This is a genomic window from Pseudomonas sp. LBUM1678, assembly GCF_059695575.1.
The window spans coordinates 3,755,976-3,778,785 of record NZ_CP166775.1 but is presented as its reverse complement, the minus strand read 5'-3'; the positions used below and the strand labels follow the sequence as shown (position 1 = coordinate 3,778,785).

At 56.3% G+C, this 22,810-nt stretch carries 17 protein-coding genes and 4 pseudogenes; 8 read left to right on the top strand and 13 right to left on the bottom strand.

Going from position 1 to position 22,810, the window contains the following annotated elements:
• The first annotated feature begins 96 nt into the window (after positions 1–96).
• The 7 genes and pseudogenes from ACA070_RS17100 to ACA070_RS17070 all read left to right on the top strand — a co-directional run.
• Positions 97–1,569, top strand: coding sequence for an APC family permease (locus ACA070_RS17100; protein ID WP_497447587.1), 1,473 nt, complete (start codon positions 97–99; stop codon positions 1,567–1,569).
• Between the two features lie 8 nt (positions 1,570–1,577).
• Positions 1,578–1,884 (top strand): annotated as a pseudogene (locus ACA070_RS17095) (LLM class flavin-dependent oxidoreductase); the annotation flags it as partial.
• Positions 1,885–2,384: 500 nt separating this feature from the next.
• Positions 2,385–4,715 carry a molybdopterin-dependent oxidoreductase gene (locus tag ACA070_RS17090; RefSeq protein WP_497447586.1) on the top strand — a complete coding sequence of 777 codons (2,331 nt, stop codon included), beginning with the start codon at positions 2,385–2,387 and terminating at the stop codon, positions 4,713–4,715.
• 253 nt (positions 4,716–4,968) lie between these two features.
• Entirely contained in the window at positions 4,969–6,078 is a 1,110-nt protein-coding gene (moaA, locus tag ACA070_RS17085) for a GTP 3',8-cyclase MoaA (RefSeq protein ID WP_497451969.1), read from the top strand.
• 323 nt (positions 6,079–6,401) lie between these two features.
• A complete protein-coding gene (gene tnpA, locus ACA070_RS17080) occupies positions 6,402–6,734 on the top strand; it encodes an IS66-like element accessory protein TnpA (protein WP_497447585.1) in 333 nt (110 codons plus the stop codon).
• Positions 6,731–6,976, top strand: a complete 246-nt coding sequence (gene tnpB, locus ACA070_RS17075; RefSeq protein WP_497447584.1) for an IS66 family insertion sequence element accessory protein TnpB — start codon at positions 6,731–6,733, stop codon at positions 6,974–6,976. Before tnpA ends, tnpB begins: the two co-directional genes overlap by 4 nt.
• Positions 6,964–7,176 (top strand): annotated as a pseudogene (locus tag ACA070_RS17070) (helix-turn-helix domain-containing protein); the annotation flags it as partial. The gene tnpB and the pseudogene ACA070_RS17070, both read left to right, overlap by 13 nt.
• A 901-nt stretch (positions 7,177–8,077) precedes the next feature.
• Here ACA070_RS17070 and ACA070_RS17065 read toward each other — a convergent pair.
• From ACA070_RS17065 to ACA070_RS17055, 3 genes and pseudogenes are all read right to left on the bottom strand, one after another.
• Positions 8,078–9,010, bottom strand: a complete 933-nt coding sequence (locus tag ACA070_RS17065; RefSeq protein WP_497447583.1) for a SphA family protein — start codon at positions 9,008–9,010, stop codon at positions 8,078–8,080.
• 80 nt (positions 9,011–9,090) lie between these two features.
• Positions 9,091–10,056 (bottom strand): helix-turn-helix domain-containing protein, encoded by a 966-nt coding sequence (locus ACA070_RS17060; protein WP_497447582.1) that lies wholly within the window; start codon positions 10,054–10,056, stop codon positions 9,091–9,093.
• Positions 10,057–10,396: 340 nt separating this feature from the next.
• Positions 10,397–11,054 (bottom strand): annotated as a pseudogene (locus ACA070_RS17055) (IS256 family transposase); the annotation flags it as partial.
• A 59-nt stretch (positions 11,055–11,113) separates the two neighbouring features.
• On the opposite strand from ACA070_RS17055, the pseudogene ACA070_RS17050 reads away from it, so the two are divergent.
• Positions 11,114–11,834 (top strand): annotated as a pseudogene (locus ACA070_RS17050) (OprD family outer membrane porin); the annotation flags it as partial.
• 96 nt (positions 11,835–11,930) lie between these two features.
• On the opposite strand, the gene paaZ reads toward ACA070_RS17050, so the two are convergent.
• From paaZ to paaK, 10 genes are all read right to left on the bottom strand, one after another.
• Positions 11,931–13,985 carry a phenylacetic acid degradation bifunctional protein PaaZ gene (gene paaZ / locus ACA070_RS17045; protein WP_497447581.1) on the bottom strand — a complete coding sequence of 685 codons (2,055 nt, stop codon included), beginning with the start codon at positions 13,983–13,985 and terminating at the stop codon, positions 11,931–11,933.
• A 58-nt stretch (positions 13,986–14,043) separates the two neighbouring features.
• Positions 14,044–15,297 (bottom strand): OprD family porin, encoded by a 1,254-nt coding sequence (locus ACA070_RS17040; protein WP_497447580.1) that lies wholly within the window; start codon positions 15,295–15,297, stop codon positions 14,044–14,046.
• Between the two features lie 34 nt (positions 15,298–15,331).
• Positions 15,332–16,978: a cation acetate symporter gene (locus ACA070_RS17035; protein WP_497447579.1), complete on the bottom strand. Its 1,647-nt coding sequence runs from the start codon at positions 16,976–16,978 to the stop codon at positions 15,332–15,334.
• Entirely contained in the window at positions 16,975–17,283 is a 309-nt protein-coding gene (locus tag ACA070_RS17030) for a DUF485 domain-containing protein (protein WP_497447578.1), read from the bottom strand. The genes ACA070_RS17035 and ACA070_RS17030 overlap by 4 nt, the downstream gene beginning before the upstream one ends.
• 137 nt (positions 17,284–17,420) lie before the next feature.
• Positions 17,421–18,497, bottom strand: coding sequence for a 1,2-phenylacetyl-CoA epoxidase subunit PaaE (gene paaE, locus ACA070_RS17025; RefSeq protein ID WP_497447577.1), 1,077 nt, complete (start codon positions 18,495–18,497; stop codon positions 17,421–17,423).
• A 33-nt stretch (positions 18,498–18,530) separates the two neighbouring features.
• Positions 18,531–19,064 (bottom strand): 1,2-phenylacetyl-CoA epoxidase subunit PaaD, encoded by a 534-nt coding sequence (paaD, locus tag ACA070_RS17020; RefSeq protein ID WP_426117210.1) that lies wholly within the window; start codon positions 19,062–19,064, stop codon positions 18,531–18,533.
• Positions 19,051–19,812: a 1,2-phenylacetyl-CoA epoxidase subunit PaaC gene (gene paaC / locus ACA070_RS17015; protein WP_497447576.1), complete on the bottom strand. Its 762-nt coding sequence runs from the start codon at positions 19,810–19,812 to the stop codon at positions 19,051–19,053. Before paaC ends, paaD begins: the two co-directional genes overlap by 14 nt.
• Before the next feature lie 8 nt (positions 19,813–19,820).
• Positions 19,821–20,102, bottom strand: a complete 282-nt coding sequence (gene paaB / locus ACA070_RS17010) for a 1,2-phenylacetyl-CoA epoxidase subunit PaaB (protein ID WP_007943393.1) — start codon at positions 20,100–20,102, stop codon at positions 19,821–19,823.
• Between the two features lie 27 nt (positions 20,103–20,129).
• Positions 20,130–21,119: a 1,2-phenylacetyl-CoA epoxidase subunit PaaA gene (gene paaA / locus ACA070_RS17005; protein ID WP_426117205.1), complete on the bottom strand. Its 990-nt coding sequence runs from the start codon at positions 21,117–21,119 to the stop codon at positions 20,130–20,132.
• 266 nt (positions 21,120–21,385) lie between these two features.
• Entirely contained in the window at positions 21,386–22,711 is a 1,326-nt protein-coding gene (gene paaK, locus ACA070_RS17000) for a phenylacetate--CoA ligase PaaK (protein WP_497447575.1), read from the bottom strand.
• Between the last annotated feature and the right edge of the window lie 99 nt (positions 22,712–22,810).

Here is a 22,810-nt window from a genome sequence, read left to right as displayed (position 1 = left end):
AAATGGCCAGTCATCGTGATCCCGTCATTGAAGCCAATAAAACCGATAAATCTTAGTAGTGCTCCTGATTTGGAGTCGCTGCACGCGGAGAATGCGATGAAAGTTGAAAACAGAAGTATTCTGGACAGCTTGGGAACCAGCCTCCCAGCAGAGGAAGCCGATACGCTCCGCCCGAGCCTAGGTACATTGCGTCTTATTTTTCTGATCATCGCTGCAGCGGCACCGATGGCGGCGGTACTGGGTGTCGTTCCCATCGCCTTTGCTTTTGGTAATGGACTGGGGGTACCACTCACTTTCGCGGGAGTCGCCGTCATTCTGGGCTTTTTTACGGTCGGCTATAACGCGATGAGCAAGGAGGTGGTGAATGTTGGTGCATTCTACGCTTATGTAGCCCGTGGCTTCGGTAGTGTATTGGGGCTTGGCTCAGCCTTCCTGGCGATACTCTCCTACACGGTTTTCGTGTGTGGGGTCGTTGGTTATGTGGCTTTCTTTACACAGGTTGCGTTAAGCGATCTATTCGGTATCAACGTGCACTGGATAGTGCCGGCAATAGTTGCTGTGGTACTCGCGGCGATCCTTGGCTATCGGCAGATCGATTTCAGCTCGCGCATGCTCGCCATTCTGCTGGTGATCGAATTCGCCGTGCTGATTGCACTGAACATTAGCATTATCTGGAGCAAAGGGGCAGACGCATTTCCCGTCAGTGTTTTCAGTTTGAGCGCGGTTTTCAGCGGGGCACCGGGCATCGCCATCATGTTGGCGTTTACCTGTTTCATCGGCGTGGAATCTGCAGCACTGTATTCCGAAGAGACCCATTCACCTTCGCGCAGTATCGGGCTGGCAACCTTCGGGGCTGTTTTTCTCACGGCGTTGTTCTATTTCGTGACCACGTGGATCACCATTGGTGCCGTGGGCAGCGATGTCCAGAATGTCGCGACGAGTCAGTTGGCAACGCTCTACTTCAATCTCGGGGACCAATACCTCAATAAGCTTGCCACCCATACCATGGAACTGTTTCTTTCGACGAGCATGTTCGCAACCTTGCTTGCGATTCATAATGTGGCCAGTCGCTATATCTTTGCCCTTGGCCGACAGGGCTGTCTCCCAGCATTTTTAGGGCGAGTACATCCGACGCATGCCTCACCTCACAATGCGAGTGCGCTTATTACCCTGATCACTGTTACCGTTGTCGCCATCACCTTTGAATTTGGCCTTGATCCTCTACTAGGCTTGGGGGCAGTCGGAATCGGATTCGGTACGGTTGGTATCATCGCGCTTCAGGCGCTTACCAGCCTTGCCATCATCGCTTACTTCCTTCGCAAGGGCCGCACTCATTGGTGGCGCACTCTAACCGCACCCATCGTAAGCTTCATCGGTCTTGCATTGGCAGTGTCGCTTGCCGTAAGAAATTTCGATCTCCTTACCGGAAGTAAGAGCCCAGTAGTAATTCTTCTGCCCTACCTGCTTGTCCTGGCGTTTATCATTGGTGGCTTGTATGCCATTCGCCTTAAGAAGTCTCATCCGGACGTATACTCCGCAATCGCTCAGAACGTTAACTCGGAGGGCTAACATCTATCCAGTTTGCTGACTGGGCTCGTACCAGTCAGCCAATCTTGGTCCTGGTCGACACCTCGCAAAAGGTAGTCGACCGAATCGAAGTGCACGCGAGCATTTCCGGCGCCAGCGGATACATGATTAATCCCTTGATCAGTCCCGGCACATCTAAAATTTGTGTAACTAATCATCCACGAATTACAGAAGCGCGGCCTCTACAGAACCCAGCCGCAAAGTGGTACCTTCAGGCCCAGGCTGTCGGAGGATGGCGGCAGTCATTTACCCGATTCGGCTTATGGAGACTCGCTCCGCCTCGGTAACAACCTATAGCCCGAAGGCGACTGCTTATGAGTTATCAAAATGTGCCGAGCGATCGACAATAACATCATGGACCATGGGTAGCCCCATCGCTTCCGTATAAAACTATACAGCGAGCGCGCAAGAAAAGCCCGGAACGTTGGTCAGGCCAGACGCGGAACTGGGAGCCGATAGGAGCGGTGATGCTGAATCCGGATCGGGAGCAGCAGGACGAGAAAAGAGCGGCATAGTTGAACGGTTGACGCGACAATTACCTTGAAAAACGCCGGTCATAGGGTCAATGGAGTGTTCCGCTTAAGCCTAGCTTTTAAGTGTTGTCACGTCCCAGTGGCTCAGTTTTTAAAGTGTGATTTGAGTGGAGGCTGTTTTGTAATTAGATAATAGACTGATTGCAAATCCCGTTTTCATCTTTGTTTATTCTCGGTCGCAAGTTAATGAAGTATGGCTTGTGAAAGAATCGCGGGTCTTACATCCGCATCTATAAAAGCTCAAAGAGCTATGAAGGAGCGAAAATGACACGCATTACGCCAAAGCGTTTGACCGCCACTCACTGGGGCAATTACTTCGTTCATAGTGATGAAAACGGCGCGATCATCGTTGACCCAGTTCCCAATGATTCTGAACCCTCTCCAATCGGCCAGTCTCTGGCCTCTACCCAGGATTCAAACTGCCGTATCTCGCAACCTATGGTACGTAAGGGGTATTACGAAAATCGAAGAGCCAGCGACACTCAGCAACGGGGGAAAGAACCGTTTATTGCTGTGAGTTGGGATGAGGCGCTAAGCCTGGTAGCTGAAGCTATACAAGCTGCAAAGGACGCGAAGGGTAATAATTCCATCTATGGTGGATCCTACGGTTGGGCAAGCGCCGGCCGATTCCATCATGCGCAGAGCCAGGTCCACCGTTTTCTCCGATGCTGTGGCGGTTACACAGATTCTGTTGACAGCTATTCGTACGCGGCAGCTGAGGTTCTCATACCTCATATTCTTGGCTTGAACGCTTTCCAAGCAGGCATGGAGGTCTCCACTACTGAGGAAGTAGCTGCACACTGCAAACGCATTGTGTATTTCGGCGGTGCTGCGTCCCGTAATATGCAGGTGAATCCAGGAGGTACCGGCCAACATGACGCACGCTCACACTTCAATGCTATTGCCGAAGCAGGCATTGACGTCGTAAACGTTAGCCCTATCAGAGACGACGTTGCCGGCAACCTGAACTCTCGCTGGATTCAGTGCCGTCCTAACAGTGACGTAGCCATCATGCTCGGCCTGACACACACACTGATCCAAGAAGGCCTGGTCGATCAGGCGTTCGTGGACAAATACTGCGTGGGCTTCGACATTTTCTCTAACTATGTGATGGGTGTAGGTGACGGTCAGCCCAAGGACGCAGAGTGGGCCCAAGGCAAGTCAGAAATTGACGCGGAAGAGATACGCAAATTGGCACGCCTGATGGCGGCAGAGCGCTGCATGATCGGTCTTTCATTTTCCGTCCAGCGGGCCGAGCACGGCGAGCAAACTTATTGGGCTGGGATCGCGCTAGCGTCAGCGCTCGGATACATCGGCCTACTTGGCGGCGGTGTTGTCATGGGAGCGGGCGTGAGCAAAATGAGCACCATGCAGCGCCGTATTATTCCTTTCTCTGTAGGGTCGCTTCCACAGGGGAAAAATGCTGTGTCGGATTACATCCCCGTGGCACGTGTAACTGACATGCTTGAGAATCCGGGCGGTGCATTTACGTATAACGGGTTGAATCTCACCTACCCGGATATTGATTTGGTTTACTGGGTTGGAGGTAATCCGTTCCACCATCACCAAGATATCAACCGTCTCCGCAAAGCTTGGACCTACCCCAAAACCATCGTCACCCATGAAATCAATTGGACCACTACGGCTCGCTTGGCTGACATCGTTCTCCCATCTACGTCACATCTGGAAAGAGAAGACTTCGCTGGCGGTAGCATGGACAACTGGCTCACACCGATGCGCCAGTCGCTTAAGCCTTACCTTGATGCTCGTAATGACTACGATATTTTCTCAGGCATCGCGGAAAAATTAGGCATCAAAGAACAGTTCACAGAAGGTCGCGACGCAGCTCAATGGGTCAAACATTTGTACGGCGTCACTCAGCAGAATGCCAAAGCTGTCGGCATCACATTGCCTAGCTTCGAAGAGTTCAATGACGGCCCACCGATAGATCTGCGCCCGATGTTCTCGGATAGCAAACAGACTCTTGAGCGCTTTCGCGATGACCCGGTAGGCAATCCACTGAATACGCCGTCAGGGAAAATTGAGATATTCTCAGAAACTATTGCGGGCTTCGGTTACGAGGACTGCGTTGGGCATCCGGCGTGGTACGAAAAAGTCGAATATCTCGGAAGCCCTTTAGCAAAAACGTTCCCTTACCATCTGTTATCAAACCAACCTGCTACGCGACTCCACAGTCAGTTTGACCATGGCATCACGAGCCAACTTTCGAAAATCCAAGACCGTGAACCAATTCGCTTAAATCCGGAAGACGCGAAAGAAATTGGAGTCGTAGATGGCGATATCGTGCGCGTCTTCAATAATCGTGGATCCTTCCTCGCAGGCGTGATCTTGTCCGACGCGTTAAGACGAAACGTTTTGCAGATCGCTACGGGGGCTTGGTACGACATGCTGGATGTCCACGATCCTATGAGTCTTGAAATTCACGGTAATCCTAATGCCGTTACCAATGACGTAGGGACGTCATCGTTAGCTCAAGGGCCATCAGCAAACAGCTGCCTTGTGGACATAGAAAAATACACAGGGGAGCTGCCTCCGCTGACTGTGTTTACGCCCCCTGAGATCCAATACAAATAATTGGCGAAAGCTCAGGGTTGTAAGCAAAGGGTGATGAGTGCAGGTGTGGTGAGCCTGCACTCAGCTCCCACCAAAACTAAGAATATGTGCGACTTCGGTCTAGAGCGTTATCGGTGGGTACGGTGAAGGGCATCGAGTGATGGTGATGCTTTCGGGTTCCTATCAGTTTGCTGAGTTGCTTGTCCTTCATTCCCGAAGGGCTCATGCGGAGGGCGTTTAGACCGGAGCCTGAAGCTTGGCTGATCTTAAAAATATGCTCACACATTCCTCTCTTATTCCCACGGTCGACCTCCTTCGGAGGCCGTTGATCACCAGCGTTTCTACAACAGGTCTGCTTGCTGACCAGTTTGCACGAGAGCTGCGGGACCTTCGAATTTCGGTAACGGACCGGTGTAATTTTAGATGTGTTTACTGCATGCCCAAAAAAGCCTTCGGTAGGGATCACGCATTTCTAAAACAAAGCTCTCTCCTATCTTTTGAGGAAATTGAGCGAGTGGCTCGGGTGTTCGTGAGGCTCGGCGTGGAGAAAATTCGACTTACTGGAGGGGAGCCTTTGCTCAGGAAAAACCTTGAGTATTTGATTGAGCGTTTAGCCTCCTTAACCACTCCCAAAGGTGAGCAACTCGACATTACCCTCACCACCAATGGTTCCCTTCTCGCGCCGAAAGCGCGGGCTTTAAAAGACGCAGGATTATCAAGAGTCACCGTAAGCCTCGACGCCCTAAATGATTCACTTTTTAAGAAGATGAACGACGTCGGCTTTTCTGTGACGGATGTCTTGAAAGGGATTGATGCAGCTCACGCAGTTGGGCTGTCACCAATAAAAATCAACATGGTGGTAAAGCGCGGGACCAATGATAAGGAAATCCTACCGATGGCTACGCATTTCAAAGGATCAGGGATAGTGCTGCGCTTCATCGAATACATGGATGTGGGTACATCGAATCAATGGAAGATGGATGAAGTGATGCCCTCAGACGATGTCGTCCAGGTCATCAGCGCTCAGTTCCCACTACGCCAACTCGATTCGGAACGCAGCGGTGATACCTCCCAACGTTGGGGCTATCTCGATGGCAGCGGTGAGATTGGAGTCATCTCCAGCGTGACTCATGCATTTTGTGGCGAGTGTAACCGCGCTCGTTTATCAGCCGAGGGTCGACTCTACTCCTGCCTGTTTTCTGGGCACGGCCACGACCTTCGAACGCTGATTAGGAACGGGTGGAGTGATGACAGCATCTACACGACAGTCGCGAGTATCTGGGAAGGGCGTACCGATCGGTATTCAGAGCTAAGAGGCAACGTTGATCAAATTGCAGGCGGCGCCGGTGTGGCGAAAGTAGAAATGTCATACATCGGCGGATGAGATAACAGGATTCGCGGCTTATCTGCGCTGGACTGCAATGGGGTCAATACCAGTAGAAAACACCTTGGAGGGATTTCTCTGTTAGCCCTAACAAGATGCAAATCGCAAAGGGACGACGCGATCTACCTTCAATTCGCATTAGGTGGAGTTCGGTCCATGAATGAGATTGTCCAGACCATTCGAAAGCCTTACGAAGGCCCAAAAAAAGACTCCGCCCTGGGTAACCGTCCGGCCAACACACCTTCCTGACATCGTCGCTTGAGGCGATAGGTGTCCACCTAAATTAAGTGGACACCATTTCTAGCCTTTTTAAGCGGACGCCCATGCCACAAGAACGCCGTTCCTATTCCAAGTGCTTCAAGGCCCAGGTCATTGCCGAGTGCGCCCAGCCTGATACCTCAATTGCCAATGTCGCTTTGACCCACAACCTCAATGCAAACCTTGTCCATAAATGGATTCGGCTGCATGCACAGAAAAACCTGGCACTGCAAACTGCCTTTATTCCGGTCAAGGCATTGTCTTCGACAGTGGCACCTCAAGTTCTTCCGGCCACGATTCGAATCGAAGTGCCTCATTCAAAAGGCCTAGTCGTTGTGAGTTGGCCGGCAGAAAATGCTGCGGCGTGTTCTGCTTTCCTGCGAGACCTGCTGCGATGATCCGCATCGACTCCATCTGGCTCGCCACCGAGCCCATGGACATGCGCGCCGGCACTGAAACCGCGCTGGCGCGGGTCGTGGCCGTGTTCGGTGCGGCGAAGCCGCACTGTGCTTATCTGTTCGCCAACCGCCGTGCCAATCGCATGAAAGTGTTGGTGTATGACGGTGTAGGGATTTGGCTTGCCGCCCGGCGCTTGAATCAAGGGCGGTTCTTTTGGCCGGGCGAAATATCAATCCAGTGAGCTACCTTCGACTGCTCAGGCTGAATGGTGCTCGCCGTGATCTGATAAATGCAGGTGATCGGACGGTGCAAGTAAAAGATGTTGTAGCTAGTTGGGGATTCTGGCACTTGAGTCGTTTCAGTTCTGAATATAAAAATAGATTCAATGAGTTGCCGTCGGAAACGCTAAGTCGTGTAAGGTGGGAAGAAAAAGCTGTGTAGCAGTTGTCGCGAAACAGTTCTTGTTGTTTCTATGTTCCAAGTTGGCAAGGTTTTGAGTTGTACCGGGACTGGCATAGGGATGGCCAGCGTTACGGTAAATTGCTGCCCCGTAATCCTGTGTTTGAGCCAAATTTCCATGCGGGTTCTAAGGCTTTGGATGCTTCTCGGGAAGGCTCTTGATAGTTCTCTGTGTGTGAGTAATTACCTTAATTGTGGGGTGGATTGGGAAAGCTTAATGATTGGAATGTTGACATTGGATAGTAATCGGGCTGATCAACAAAAATAAAGCGTCATTGTGCAAGTCGTTGCTTTTCACAAATCACCTGTCTAGGTGGGTTGTTCAGGTCGGGCTGTTATTCGGTAGGTGATCTCGGTTGATTATGTCTCAATGCAATTGCCAGGCGCCATCGAGATGTTTTCAAGTGGCCAAATAGTGTTCTTTCATAGCAGGAAAGGAGGCGCAAAAAGTTCGAGCGCAACTATTTCTGTTGCAACATATTCATCACCATAGAACTCTTGGTTGTGTAAGTTTCGTCTATGAAGCTTTTGGAGCCCGGATCTTTAAGAGTTCGGCGATTGCGAATTGGACTACGAGAGGGCGCCTTCGGGAAGAAGGCGCTCATCTTTGCGAACGGTTCGGCAACACACTTGGGGTTCTGACTGGCTATCATGGCGACCAATTTATATTCAATATTATGTAGCTGCTCCTTGGGGATTATGGGTGTCATTCTCTGATTTTTGTTCACGAGAGGTCATTGGCCTGTTCGAGTGATTACCCTTTGAGTAATAGGTGTTCGACAGACACAATGACAGTGTTTGGTTTATGTGGGTGTATGTGGGTGGTGCCGAGACGCTGGTACAAGTCCTGTCGCCTGAATTTGCAGGCTCGTTGTCCAAAGGCTCAGAAGCTTTGCGAGACGCGCACGGCGAAGGTGTAACCTTCAGGTCGGTTTCGCGCATCGAACTCCTTGTATATGTGCGCCGATATAGGTGGAAGTCCTGGCTTGAAATAGGCCACTGCGGGACCAATGGCAAGAGCTCTCGATCGGTTTCCGATTGTTAGATTGGGAGCGTTATCGTCGCTGACTTGACGGTAATAAAAGCCTCCCAATCCGACGGTCCATGGGCCGATATGCTGTCCTGCGGCGAACTCGTGTCGATACTCGATACCGTTCTTGTAGTCGGTGGCTTTATTGCGGGTGCTGAAATCGACTTGAAAGCTTGATGAAACCTCGAAGCCGCTATCGGTGATGTAGGTGGCATTGAAGGCGGGCGAGTAGGTCCAGTGGTTAAGGCCGGGTGAGACCAAACGATTCTTATCGTAATCGCCGGTTGGGGCTGTGATGGCCAGGGATGTGTTTACGAACAAGTTGGGCGATAAGTTCCATTGAAGTATTAATGGAATGAAGACCGCATCAGACATTCGAAACGGATCGGCTTCGAGCTTCATTGGGCCGGCCGGAGTCTGCACGTTGAGTTCAGCGTCCATCTTGAACAATGGAAGCACGACACCGAATCCGTAGTTGGCACCCAACAGGGTGTGCTCGGTCATCCGCAAATAAGAGGCGGAGATGCTGAGTATGTCGAGAGAGAAATCGTTGTCAGAACGGTTGCCATGGCTGTCCTTTAGAGTCCTGGCGGAATAGTAACCGGTTCGTACTCCTACGGTTCCATTTGCGGTGGGCGGAGGGGTCATGCCTGCCCCGAAATCATAAACACCGAAGGTAGTGGTTGGGCTTCCATTCTCGGTTGCCTCTGCCGACGTCCATGCGCCCAGTAGGCTGACTGTGAGTGCCACGAAGTGTTTTGTGCAGTTATTAGTCTTGTTGTTCATGGGATGTCCTCATGCGGGTCGGCGAAGTGAGGGCATCATGTTGTGCGGCTATGTTTTTTTATATCCAATTTCAGCACAGATTAACGTCTTAACGTTTGAGAGGGGCGTTCGCCGAACATAGTATGATAATCGACGGAGAAGCGGCCAATATGCCAGAAGCCCCAACGCTCCGCGACCGTCTGTATTACCTGTGTCGTGCCGCTTTCTCGAAGCTCACGACGCACTGAATTGAGGCGTAGTGCTCGAAGATAAGCGACGGCGTTGGTGCCTAACGCCTCCTGAAAGCAATACTGCAATTTCCGTCGGCTTGCACCAATGCTGTTGCAAAGATCAAGGATTGAGAAGGGTTCGTCCAGGTGGCTCATTGCGTACTCACAGGCTCTGTCAACCGTGCGTTTACGCGCTGTCGGTTTGAGTGAAAGTGTTTCGTCGCTGGTGACCAAGTCGATCAGGTGCATGATCACTGTATCGCTGATGTCGCTGCGAATCGTCTTCTGCTGAAGTTCATTGCCGCTTGGTGATGCCCTTGCCAGTTCAGTAACCAACCATTTTAGCTCGTGCCACGCGAGCGAATCGCCGATCGGGTAACACTTGGGGAAATCGGTAATACGAAAGCTGCTACCTTGACGCTCAAGTGTATGTTGTAGCGATCCCTGATCGATGGCGACCAAGAGGATGTCGACGATCTCCGGGACCTTGAGTTCAGGCATATTATCGCTATGCGCCACCATCACGCAGGGCTCGGTGATCTGGTGTCCGGAGCAGTACACGTCATCGTGGTTCTTCAGCGTGACGCAGAAGGCAATCGTACCTTCAGCCCCCGCGCCTTTCTTCGTCATGGCCTGATTAGAGCGGTCGCGGATCATCTGAATCTTGTCCGAACGAAACTCGTCGAGTTCACCTTCGAAGCGGCCATGACTCAATTGATCGTAACTAAGGCGCCAGCCACTCAGGTGACGAGCGTGCTCGTCGGGGTCGTGGGTCTGTATGCGGCTCAGGTAAGGTGGCTGTGCACTCGGCGGTTGGGCCAGGAAATTGTTGTTCATGTTTGCAGCGCCATTGGATGATCACTAAATGTGAAGGCAAGTTCTATTCCTCTCCTAGGCGTCTCTCTGAAATTGTGCCGGAAATGGATAGAGCGCCGGGTTGGCGTTCAATCAGCTTCGAGGAGCTGGCCTAGCGTAAGGCCTTCACTGAGTCGTGCCTGTGGATTGTTTGGTCGCTGTCAATATCCGATTAGCGGAAGGGAGATAGCTGTGTAGCTCTGAAAAACAATGCTTGGCGAGGAGGCGTCGATGTATCGCTATCGGTACCTAGAGTGGTATCCGCGGTACGCGTTTGTCGCAGCTGGAGTGGCCAGCTCGCAGGGGGGGGCTTGGTCAAGGGCGCACCCTCGGTCGTTTCAATCCAGATGCCCAGAAATATCTCGTGTACCGTCCGGCAATACGCCCAGGGCTAAGCAAATGGCCTTTGTTGCGAACCACCCCTTCGTCACGGATCTTGACCCGCAGAGCATCGAAGAAAATGACTGGGTACATGGGTTCAAGGGGGCGTTGCTGCCAGGTACTGACTTCTTCCAGAACAGCATCGGTGACGGAGCTGATGAAGTCATGGGAGACGTCCGTCCCGTATTGCTCCGAGAGAAATGCACGAATCTCGCGAACACTCATGCCGCGGGCATACATCGCAATGATCTTGTCATCGAATCCGGTAAAACGGCGTTCGTGCTTGGGGATCAGGATCGGAGCAAAGCTACCATCACGGTCTCTGGGGATGTCCAGGCGCAGCGGGCCGTCATCGGTCAGTACGGTCTTGCCGCTTTTACCGTTGCGCTGGTTGCTCGAATCCTCAGGACGCTCCGCGCCCTGAGGATAGCCAAGGTGGTGCCCCAACCTCGCTCGATGAGTGCCTTTTTGAACGCCATCGAAGCGTCCTGAATGGCTTCGGCACTCATCGGACCGTTTACGAACTGGTCGATCAGCTCTTTTGGAATGGATGGAAGGTCACGCTGGGCCTCGCGGGCCGGTTTCTTTTTGGTCGGCATACATGCACCTCTTCAACATGTTATGCCCGAACACAAAATTTATGACAGTCCCTTAAGGAGAGATATCCACGCGAGAATCGTCCAATCGGGAGGACATCTACCTGTTCGGCGACAGTCCTGCCCAGAGCAGCGACGGACTCAATTTCGCTGGTGCGCGTTACGACTTTACCCCTGCGCTCAACGCCACCTATTACTTCGGTCAACTGCAAGACATCTACCAGCAACATTACCTCGGGCTCGCGTACACCTTGAATTTTGGGGACGGTTATAGCCTCAAGAACGATGTCCGTTACAACAATCGCGAGGAGGGGAAAGCAGCTGTCGGGTAACCTCGATAGCCGATCGCTGGGCCTTATGACGGCGCTGAGAAAAGGAGGAAACACCTACACGCTCGGCTATCAACGCATGTTCGGCGACGACGCCTTCCCGCTACTCAATTGGTTATGCGCCGCAGCCTTATCTTGTGAACTGGTCGACCGTCGCTTTCTACAAAGCCAGCGAGCGCTCCTGGCAAGCGCGTTATGACTATGATTTCGCCGCGTTGGGTGTTCCGGCCTCAAGTTCATGACCCGTTATCTACGCGGCGTCGAAATCAACTGTGGAGCGAACCTTGCGGATAACGTCGAGAGCGAACGCAACTTCGTCATGTCCTATGTGGTGCAGAGCGGTCCGCTTCAAGGGCTGGGTTTCGAGGGGCGCAACATCAAGGTGAAGACACGCTACGGTGCCGACTTCGATGAGAACCGGCTGATCACGACTTACAGATGGAAGTTCTGGTAGGCATAACAGCGTTGGTGATCGAGAGGCGAGTAGTTGTCCGCAACAGAAAGAAAGGGATTACCTCATGAGAGAGATAATCCCTTGCAGGTTGCGGTTTTACTCCTCGCGCTTCACCACCAAGGTCAAAATGTCATAACTGGCAACCAGTTCTCCCAACTGATTGGTGACTTCTACATCCCATGCCACCACCCCTTGAGGTATGCCTTGCGGGCTCTTTTTGCCCTGATCGATTTTGCGTTTGCAGGTCAGGCGCGCCTGAATCGTGTCGCCGATGCCCACTGGAGTGATAAAGCGCAAAGTATCCAGACCGTAATTGGCCAGAACCGGGCCGGGTGCTGGCGACACGAACAGGCCCGCCGCCGCCGACAGCACGAAGTAACCGTGGGCGATGCGTTTACCGAATTGCGATTCCTTGGCGGCGATGTCATCGACGTGCATGTAGAAATGGTCGCCAGAGAGGCAACCGAAGTTCACCAGATCCGCTTCGGTCACGGTGCGACGGTGCGTCAGCAGCGATTCGCCGATCTGCAAATCCTGGAAGAACCGACGGAACGGATGTACTTCGGTTTCGATGACCTTGGCGCCCCGTACGTATTCGCCGGTGACCGCCGCCAGCATGGTCGGCGAGCCTTGCACCGCCGCGCGTTGCAGGTAGTGTTTCACCGCGCGCAAACCGCCGAGTTCTTCACCGCCGCCGGCACGCCCCGGGCCGCCGTGTTTGAGTTGCGGCAGTGGCGAACCGTGGCCGGTGGATTCGGCGGCGGATTCGCGGTCGAGCACCAGCAAACGGCCGTGCCAGGCAGCGGCGACCGGGATCGCTTTGGCGGCGATCAGCGGGTCCTTGGTGATCAGACTCGCCACCAGGCTGCCTTTGCCGCGTGCAGCCAGGGCGAGGGCTTCGTCCAGGTCGTCGTAGGCCATCAGCGTGCTGACCGGGCCGAACGCTTCGATATCGTGAGCACCCCCTTCGGCGTGCGGATCGCGCGATTGCAGCAACGTCGGCGCAAAGAACGCACCCTGGTTGACGTTTTCACCGCGCGGTTCGAAACCGTCGCGGGCGCCGAACAGCATGTCGCTGCTCTGCAGCAGGCTTTCCAGACGCTCGGCGACGTCCTTTTGCTGATCATGAGAGGCCAGTGCGCCCATGCGCACGCCTTCCACCGACGGGTCGCCAACCACGACTTTTTTCAGTCGGTCACGCAGGCGGGTGGCGACGGCATCGATGTGCTTGGCCGGAACGATGGCGCGGCGAATGGCGGTGCATTTCTGCCCGGCCTTGGTGGTCATCTCACGGGCGACTTCCTTGATGAACAGTTCGAATTCTTCGTCGTCCGGGGTGACGTCCGGGGCGAGGATCGCGCAGTTCAGCGAGTCGGCTTCGGCGTTGAACGGCACCGAGTTGCGGATCAGGTTCGGGTTGACCCGCAGTTTGGCCGCGGTGTCGGCCGAACCGGTGAAGGTCACCACGTCCTGGCCTTGCAGGCGGTCGAGCAAGTCACCGGTGCTGCCGATGATCAATTGCAGGCTACCCGCCGGCAACAAACCGGATTCGTCCATCAGCCGAACCACGGCTTCAGTCAGGTAGCTGGTGGCGCTGGCCGGTTTGACGATGCATGGCATGCCGGCGAGGAAGCTCGGGGCAAATTTTTCCAGCATGCCCCAGATCGGGAAGTTGAACGCATTGATGTGCACCGCGAGCCCGCCACGGGGCACCAGGATATGCGTGCCGGCGAAGGTGCCGAGTTTACTCAGTTGCATCGCCGGGCCTTCGTGGACGATGTTGCCCGATGGCAGTTCGCGCGAGCCGAGGCTGGCGTAGGTGAACAGCGTGCTGTTGCCGCCCTCGATGTCGATCCAGCTGTCGGCACGGGTCGCGCCGCTGTGGTGCGAAATGGCGTAGAGCTGTTCCTTGCGTTCGCTCAGGTACAAGGCCAGGGCCTTGAGACGTTGCGCCCGTTGCTGGAAGTCCAGCGCCATCAGGCCGCTGACGCCTTGGCGACGACCGTGCTCGACGGCTTCGGCGAAGTCCGGACGCTCTTCATGGGTGCGTGCAATTTCATGGCCATCGATGGCGCTGCGCAGCACCTGAGCGCCGTGTTGGCCGATCCAGCGACCGGCGATGAAACTTTGCAGGGTAGGGGCGTGAGGCATCACGATTCCTCCAGGTTATGAAAGGTGTTGACGCGGCCGCGACCGCGCCATTCAGGGGTTACCAAAGCGCCAGGGTGTAACCGACAATCAGCCGGTTCTCATCGAGGGCGGTATTCAAGCCATTGCCGGAACGGAAGGTCACGTTGCGCCAGCGCAGGCTGACGTCCTTGAACACGCCGCTCTGGATGACGTAACTGATGTCGGTGTCGCGTTCCCGCTCGCGGCCGTTGTCGACGCTGCCGGCCTTGACGTGGCGACCGTCGGTGTAGCGCGTCATGAAGGTCAGGCCGGGAATGCCTTGCGCCGCGAAGTCATAGTCGTAACGCAGCTGCCAGGAGTCCTCGTCGGCGCGGGTGTAGGTGTTGTAGGTCACCAGGTTGACCACGTACGGGTCGCCGCCGTTGAGGAACGGAAAGGCGCTGTCGCCGGACAACTGCTGGTAGCTGGCGCTGACTTTGTGGGCGCCGTGGGCCAGGGTGAACATGCCATTGAGGTTGCGGTTGTCGATCCGTCCGGCACGCTCGGCACCGTCGCCGCGGCTGTCGAAGTAACGCAGGTCGCTGCGCAGGCTGAAACCGTTGCCCAGCGGCTGGGTGTGCACCAGGCCGGCGAACTGCTGGCGATAGACCTGCTCGAGTTTGCCGTAGTAGTAGCTGAGGCTCAGCTGCGGGCTGAAGGCGTAACTGCCACCAGCGAAGTCAAAGCCATCACTGCTGGCGGCGCCGTAGCCGATGTCGTCACGGCTGGAGGAGTCGCGCAGGTTGGCCTTGCTCAGGCGCCCGGCGTTCACTGTCAGGCCACTGATTTCCTGGCTGGTCAACAAACCGCCCTGAAAAGTCGAACTGAGCAGGCGGGTGTCGTTGTAGACCACCACCGGGAGCAACGGTTGTAGGGTGCCGAGCTTCAATACGCTTTTCGAGACCCGCAGCTTGCCGGTCAACCCCAATTCGCTGAACTCGTCAGCCGGCTCATGGCTTTGGGGGCCAAAGGGCAGCAGGCCGGTGCCGCGGCGGTCGGAGCTGGAGTCAAGTTTCAGGCCCAGTTCGCCCAGGGCGTCGAGACCGAAACCAAACATGCCGTCGGTGTAACCGGATTCGATGCGCGCGGTGAAGCCCTGAGCCCATTCTTCGGCCTTGGATTGCGCGGCGTTGTCCTGACGGAAATCGCGGTTCAGGTAATGGTTGCGCATTTCAATTCGGGCCTTGCTGTCGCTGATGAAGTTGGCCATGGCGCTGGGCGCCACCATCGGCAGGCTTAACACCGCCATTAACGACAGCAGCGATTTCTGTGGTGCGATACGAGCGGGGTTCATTGTTTTTATTCCCTGGCATCAGATCAATCGTTGCTTAGTGTTTGCTGGCGCCGGAGGCACCAATCCCGGTCATCGAACGGATGAACTGCGCCAGATAACGGCCACGTTCAAGTGCTGCACGAGGCGAAGTGTCGGTGACGGAAAATACCCAGGCGCTGAAGAACGCCAGGCTCATGGAGAACAGCGCCGGGTTGGAGTAGGGGAACAGTGCCTTGTCGTGATGCAGCACGTTGACCCACACCGCGGGACTGAGGATCAGCAACACAATCGCCGAGGTCAGCCCAGCCAGGCTGCCGGTGACCGCGCCACGGGTGGTCAGGCCTTTCCAGTACATCGAGAGGAACAGCACCGGGAAATTCACCGACGCGGCGATGGCCAGCACCAGTCCGGACAGGAACGCGATGTTCTGCGACTCAAACAACAGGCCGAGAATGATCGCCAGGACACCGATGCACAGCGTGGCAATCCGCGAGACGCGAATCTCCTGTTGTTCGCTGGCCTGGCCTTTGCGCATTACGCAGGCATACAAATCGTGGGATACCGCCGAGGCGCCGGACAGCGCCAGTCCGGCCACCACCGCCAGAATGGTGGCGAAGGCGACCGCCGAGATGAAACCGAGGAACAGGTTGCCGCCCACGGCCTGGGCCAGGTGCACGGCGATCATGTTGCCGCCGCCGATGATCGCGCCGTTGGCATCACGGAACGCTGGATCGGTGCCGACCATGACGATCGCACCGAAGCCGACAATGATCAGTAGCAAGTAGAAATAGCCGATAAAACCGGTGGCGTAGAACACGCTTTTACGCGCTTCCTTGGCATCGCTGACGGTGAAGAAACGCATCAGGATATGCGGCAGGCCGGCGGTGCCGAACATCATGCCCAGACCCAGCGAGATTGCATCGATCGGGTTCGACAGCAAACCGCCGGGCGCCATGATCGCGTTACCCTTGGCGTGCACGGCAGTGGCCCCGGCGAACATCGCTTCGGTGCTGAAACCGAAATGCTTGAGCACCATGAACGCCATGAACGTGGTGCCGAACAGCAGCATCACGGCCTTGATGATCTGCACCCAGGTGGTGGCGAGCATGCCGCCGAAGGTCACGTAGAACACCATCAACACGCCGACCAGCATGACCGCGTAGAGGTAGTCGATGCCGAACAGCAACTCGATCAATTTGCCGGCGCCGACCATCTGCGCCACCAGGTACATCAGCGCCACGGTCAGGGTGCCGAAGGCCGAGGTCAGGCGCACCGGGGTTTGTTCAAGTCGATAGGAAACCACGTCGGCGAAGGTGTATTTGCCGAGGTTGCGCAGGCGTTCGGCGATCAGGAACAGAATGATCGGCCAGCCCGCCAACACTCCCAGGGCGTAGAGCAAGCCGTCATAGCCATTGAGGAACATCATCGCCGAGATGCCCAGAAAGGACGCCGCGGAGATCATGTCGCCGGCAATCGCCAGACCGTTCTGAAAACCGGTCATGCCACCGCCCGCGGTGTAGAAATCGCTGGCGGAGCGAGTACGCAGCGCAGCCCAACGCGTCACACCGAGGGTGAACAGCACGAACACCAGGAACATGCCGATGGCGTTCCAGTTCAATGGGCGGGACGCGCCGTCGGCCGCTGCCGCAAAGTCAGTGACAAAGGCCAGAGGTAGCAGGAATAACGCCAGAAGCCGGCTCATCGGGCGCACTCCTGTTTGAGCTTTTCGTTGAGCGGATCGATCACGTTGTTAGCGCGATAGACGTAGAAACCGGTCAATGCGAACGCCAGTGCCACGATCACCACACCCACCAACATGCCCACGGTGGTCACGCCACCGCTCAGGGATTGGCCGAGGGTGGCGGGGGAGAACGCCACCAGTAAGACGAAGCCGAAATAGATCACCAGCATGATCAGCGACAGCGACCAATACAGGTTCTGTTTACGGCGTACCAGCTGAATGAAGTCGGGGTGCTGGCGGATGAGTTCTACGTCTTTGGGTGTCATGGCGCGCTCTCTGTTGTTGTTTTTGTTGTGGGGTGAAGCGGGTTTACGGTTGCAAGCTGAATGAAGGTCCTGCGGCCCTTATCGCGGGCAAGCCACGCTCCCACAGGTACAGCGCAGATCCTGCAGGCGTGGGTTGATCAGAGCTGGTCGAAATCCAGCACCACTTTGTCGCTCACCGGAAACGCCTGGCACGACAGCACATAGCCGGCGGCCACTTCGTAGTCTTCCAGGGCGTGGTTGCTGTCCATTTCCACTTCGCCTTCGATGACCTTGCATTTGCAGGTCGAGCACACGCCGGCCTTGCACGAGTAGGGCAGTTCGGCGCCTAGGGCGTTGCCGGCATCGAGAATGCTCTGGCTGTTGCGCGGCAGGTCGAAGGCCAGGGCACGGCCGTCGCTGATGACGGTGATCTGGCTGACCGCGGCATCCACCTGGCGAGCCGCCTCCCGCGCTTGGCGTTTTTGTTGGCTGCCAGCGGCGGCGAACAGTTCGAAGTGGATACGCTCGGGCGCCATGCCCTTGGCCTTGAGGCTGTCGTGCACGGTTTCGGTCATTTCCTGCGGGCCGCAGATGAAGGCCGCGTCGAGGGCTTTGACGTCGAGCCAGCGGGAGAACAGTTGCTCGCATTTCTCGGCGTTGATCCGGCCGTTGTACAGGTCGACATCCTGCTGTTCGCGACTGAACACGAAGATCAGATTCAAGCGTTGCAAGTAGCGGTTTTTCAGGTCTTCGAGTTGTTCGCGAAACAACGCGCCGGAACTTGAGCGGTTGCCGTACAGCAGCGTGACGCGGCTGTGCGGCTCGGTTTGCAGAGTGGTCTTGATGATCGACAGGATCGGCGTGATGCCGCTGCCCGCCGCGACCGCCAGATAGTTGCCATGGCGGGTCGGGTCGAGCTCGACATGAAAGTGCCCGGCCGGCGGCATCACTTCCAGGCTGTGCCCGGCCTTCAACTGCTCATTGGCAAATGCCGAGAAACGCCCGCCCGCCACGCGCTTGATGGCGATGCGCAGTTCACCGTCGTTGACCCCGGTGCAAATCGAATAGGAACGGCGCACTTCTTCGCCGTCCATCTGGGTGCGCATCACCAGGTGTTGGCCTTGGGTGAAGTGAAAACTGTCTTGCAAGTGCTGCGGAATCTCGAAGGCGATGGACACCGCGTCACGGGTCTCTGCGCGCACATCCTTGATGGTCAGGCTGTGAAATTTACTCATTTTTATTCTCCAGCTGGGACGGCCGATTGCCGCTCAGATGCACTTGAAATAGTCGAACGGTTCCCGACAGTCGCAGCAGCGGTACAGTGCCTTGCACGCGGTGGAGCCAAACTCGCTGAGCACTTCGGTATGTGCGCTGCCGCATTGCGGACAGACGATCACCGGGCTTTCGCCGAGCAGGCTGCGCTTGCTGGTGCTGCCGTTTGGCGGCGCAATACCGTAGGCGCGCAGACGTTCGCGACCGCTGTCAGTGATCCAGTCGGTGGTCCAGGCCGGGGTCAATTTGCGTTCCAGTTGCGGCGCTTTGAACCCGGCGAGTTCCAGCGCCTCGCGGATATCGCTTTCGATCACTTCGGTGGCGGGGCAACCGGAGTAAGTCGGTGTGACCACCACGTGCAGATGTCCGGCCTGCCAGTCGAGATCGCGAACGATGCCGAGGTCGACCACGCTGACCACCGGCACTTCCGGGTCCATGACCTCCGCCAAAATCGCCCACGCGGCGGCCAGGTCGGTCGGTTGAGCCGGCCGGGCGCCGAGGTCGCTGGCGATCAGCTCACCAGGTTGCATCGGGGTACGCTCGTGGCAGGAATTGCATTTCGGCCAGCAGGATGCCCAGGTGTTCGGTGTGCAGGCCCTTGCGCGCATTCAGGTAGAAATAGCTGGGTGCGACCGGCACGGGCAGGGTGGCGCTGGCAAAAATCTCGTTGACCTTGGCTTGCCAGGCGGCAGCGACTTGCGCGGCGTCCGGGGTGATGCCGGCTGCATGCAAACGTTGTTCGCTGTCATCGGCACTGGTCAGTTCAATGGTGAAGCGCCAGACCTCGGGGATCGCCGCGAGCATGCGCTTGTGGCTCTCCTCGGTGCCGTCACCCAGACGCTCGACCCACTCGCCGGAGCGGCGCAGGTGATAGGTCACTTCCTTCACCGCTTTGGCGGCGATCCCGGCGATGCGTTCATCGCTGGACTGGCTCAGGCCCTGCAACACCGGCAGGTGCCAGGCGTCATAGAGGAACTGCTTGAGGATGGTCGCCGCGTAATCGCCGTTGGGTTGTTCCACCAGCAGCAGGTTGCGGTAGGCGCGCTCGTCGCGGCGGAAGGCCAGATGATCGGCATCGCGGCCGTCGTCCAGCAGTTCGGCGGCATACTCCAGCCAGTTGCGCGCCTGGCCCACCAGGTCGAGGCCGACGTTCATCAGCGCCAGTTCTTCTTCCAGTGCCGGTGCCTTGCCGCACCACTGGCACAGGCGCTGGCCCTGGATCAGGGCGCTGTCGCCGAGGCGCAGCAGGTGTTCGATCAGATCAGTCTTGTTGTCCATGGTCGACCTCACATGTGCCCGACTTCGGCCGGCAGCTCGTAGAAGCTGGCATGGCGGTAAACCTTGTCGTCCGACGGGTCGAACAGCGGGTCTTTCTCATCCGGCGACGAAGCGGTGATTAGCGCCGAGGGCACCACCCACAGGCTTACGCCTTCACTGCGGCGGGTGTACAGTTCGCGGGCGTTTTCGATCGCCATCGTGGTGTCGGCGGCATGCACGCTGCCGACATGCTTGTGGTTGAGGCCGTGCTTGCTGCGCACGAAGACTTCAAAAAGGGTCCATTCAGACATTTCAGTGACTCCACATCAGGGGGCCGATCAGGCGGCGTTCTTGTTCTGTTTTTTACGAGCGTGGGCGACCGCGGCTTCGCGGACCCAAGTACCGTCTTCAATGGCTTTGCGGCGGGTGGCGACGCGTTCCTGGTTGCACGGGCCGTTGCCCTTGAGCACTTCGTAGAACTCGCTCCACTGGATTTCGCCGAAGTCGTAGTGGCCGCGCTCGGCGTTCCACTTCAGGTCCGGATCGGGGCAGGTGCAACCCAGCAGTTCCAGCTGCGGGATGGTCTGGTCGATGAAGCGCTGGCGCAGTTCGTCGTTGCTCTGGCGCTTGATTTTCCAGGCCATGGACTGGGCGCTGTTTGGCGAGTGTTCGTCGCTTGGACCGAACATCATCAGCGACGGCCACCACAGGCGATTGATCGCGTCCTGGACCATGTCTTTTTGCGCCTGATTGCCGTGGCGCATCATGGTCAGGAGGATTTCGTAACCCTGGCGCTGGTGAAAACTTTCTTCCTTGCAGATCCGCACCATGGCCCGGGAGTAGGGGCCGTAGGAGGTGCGCTGCAACACGACCTGATTGACGATCGCGGCGCCGTCCACCAACCAGCCCACGGCGCCCATGTCGGCCCAGTTCAAGGTTGGGTAGTTGAAGATGCTGGAGTACTTGGCCTTGCCGCTGTGCAGTTTGGCGATTTCTTCATCGCGGTCGGCGCCCAAGGTTTCCATGGCGCTGTAGAGGTATAGGCCGTGGCCGGCTTCGTCCTGAATCTTCGCCATCAATTGCAGTTTGCGTTTGAGCGATGGCGCGCGGGTGACCCAGTTGCCTTCGGGCAGCATGCCGACGATTTCGGAGTGGGCGTGCTGGGAGATCTGCCGGATGAGGGTTTGGCGATAGGCATCGGGCATCCAGTTTTTGGCTTCGATCTTGATTTCTGAATCGATTTTTTCCTGGAAAGCGCGTTCCTGGTCGGACATCTCCGCCAGGTCTTTTATGCGCTTGACGCCGGTTTCAACGAGCTGTGCGTACATGGGGGGGCTCCCGCCGTGAATCTGTTTGATGGCATAGAGAACTTTATAAGCGATACGGAAATTAATATCAAACACAAAATATAGTGTCGCATGTGTTTTTGTATCGCTTTGGGATGAGTGGTTGTTTTTGGGGTGGGGTTATGTATGCGTATCCGTTTCTTCGGTAACGGCGGCCCTACGCCGCCGTCACCTAAGAAATGGATATACACCCAATACAAAATCCAAAAAAAAACCCCGCCGAAGCGGGGCCATAAAGGGTGCAGCAGTCATCCTTTGGGACGCTTATCCATCACATGACAAGCCTTACCCTCAGACCGCTTGATCGAATGCATAGGCTGCAAAACAATCCGCGAACTGATCCCGATATACGTCTTGATATGCCGGCTCAACTCCGCACACACAGCCTTCTGCTGGTCATCCCCTAAATGCTGATGTTCAGCCTTAAGCTCCACATGCACATCAACGCTGTCCAGGTTGCCATTGCGATACAGATGAATCTCATAACACTCCGCAAGCTGTTTGGTTTTCAGCACCTGCTCCTCAATCTGCGTCGGAAACACGTTAACCCCGCGAATGATCAACATGTCATCACTGCGTCCAGTGATCTTGTCGATACGTCGCATCGGCCGCGCAGTGCCCGGCAACAGGCGAGTCAAGTCGCGGGTGCGATAGCGGATCATCGGCAGCGCTTCTTTACTCAGCGACGTAAACACCAGCTCGCCCATCTGCCCGTCCGGCAGCACTTCACCCGTGACCGGATCGATGATTTCCGGGTAGAAGTGGTCTTCCCAGATCGTCGGCCCGTCCTTGGTTTCGGCGCATTCCATGGCGACGCCTGGCCCCATGATTTCCGATAGGCCGTAGATGTCCAGGGCGGTAATGCCCAGGCGATTTTCGATGGCGCTGCGCAGCTCGGCGGTCCAGGGTTCGGCACCGAAGATGCCCAGGCGCAGCGCCAGTTTGTGCGGGTCGATGCCCTGACGCTCGATTTCATCGGCGATGTTGAGCATGTAGGACGGCGTGACCATGATGATGTCTGGCTGGAAATCCTTGATCAGCTGCACTTGCTTTTCAGTCTGCCCGCCGGACATCGGAATCACCGTGCAACCCAGGCGTTCGGCACCGTAGTGGGCGCCGAGACCGCCGGTGAACAGGCCGTAACCATAGGAAATATGCACTTTGTCGCCACGTCGGCCACCCGCCGCGCGGATCGAGCGGGCGACCACGTTGGCCCAGGTGTCGATGTCGTTCTGGGTGTAGCCAACGACGGTCGGTTTGCCGGTGGTGCCGCTGGAAGCATGCAGGCGCACTACGTCATGCATCGGCACGGCGAACATGCCGTAGGGGTAGTTGTCGCGCAGGTCGGATTTGGTGGTGAAAGGAAACTTCGCCAAGTCTTCCAGCGACTGGATGTCATCCGGGTGCACACCCAGCGCATCGAAGCGTTGACGGTACAGCGGCACGTTCTGATACGCGTGTTTAAGGCTCCAGCGCAGACGCTCCAGTTGGAGCTGGCGGAGTTCGTCGATGCTGGCGGTTTCAATCGGGTCCAGCACTGGATCTAGCACGGCTTTGGCAATTGGTATGTTCATAACTTCACTCGAATTATTTTTGTGTTTCAGCCCTTTCGCACAAGGGCTTAGAGTGCATGCCCCAAGGATACCTCTCGGTTCCCCGGGAATCGCGTTTCT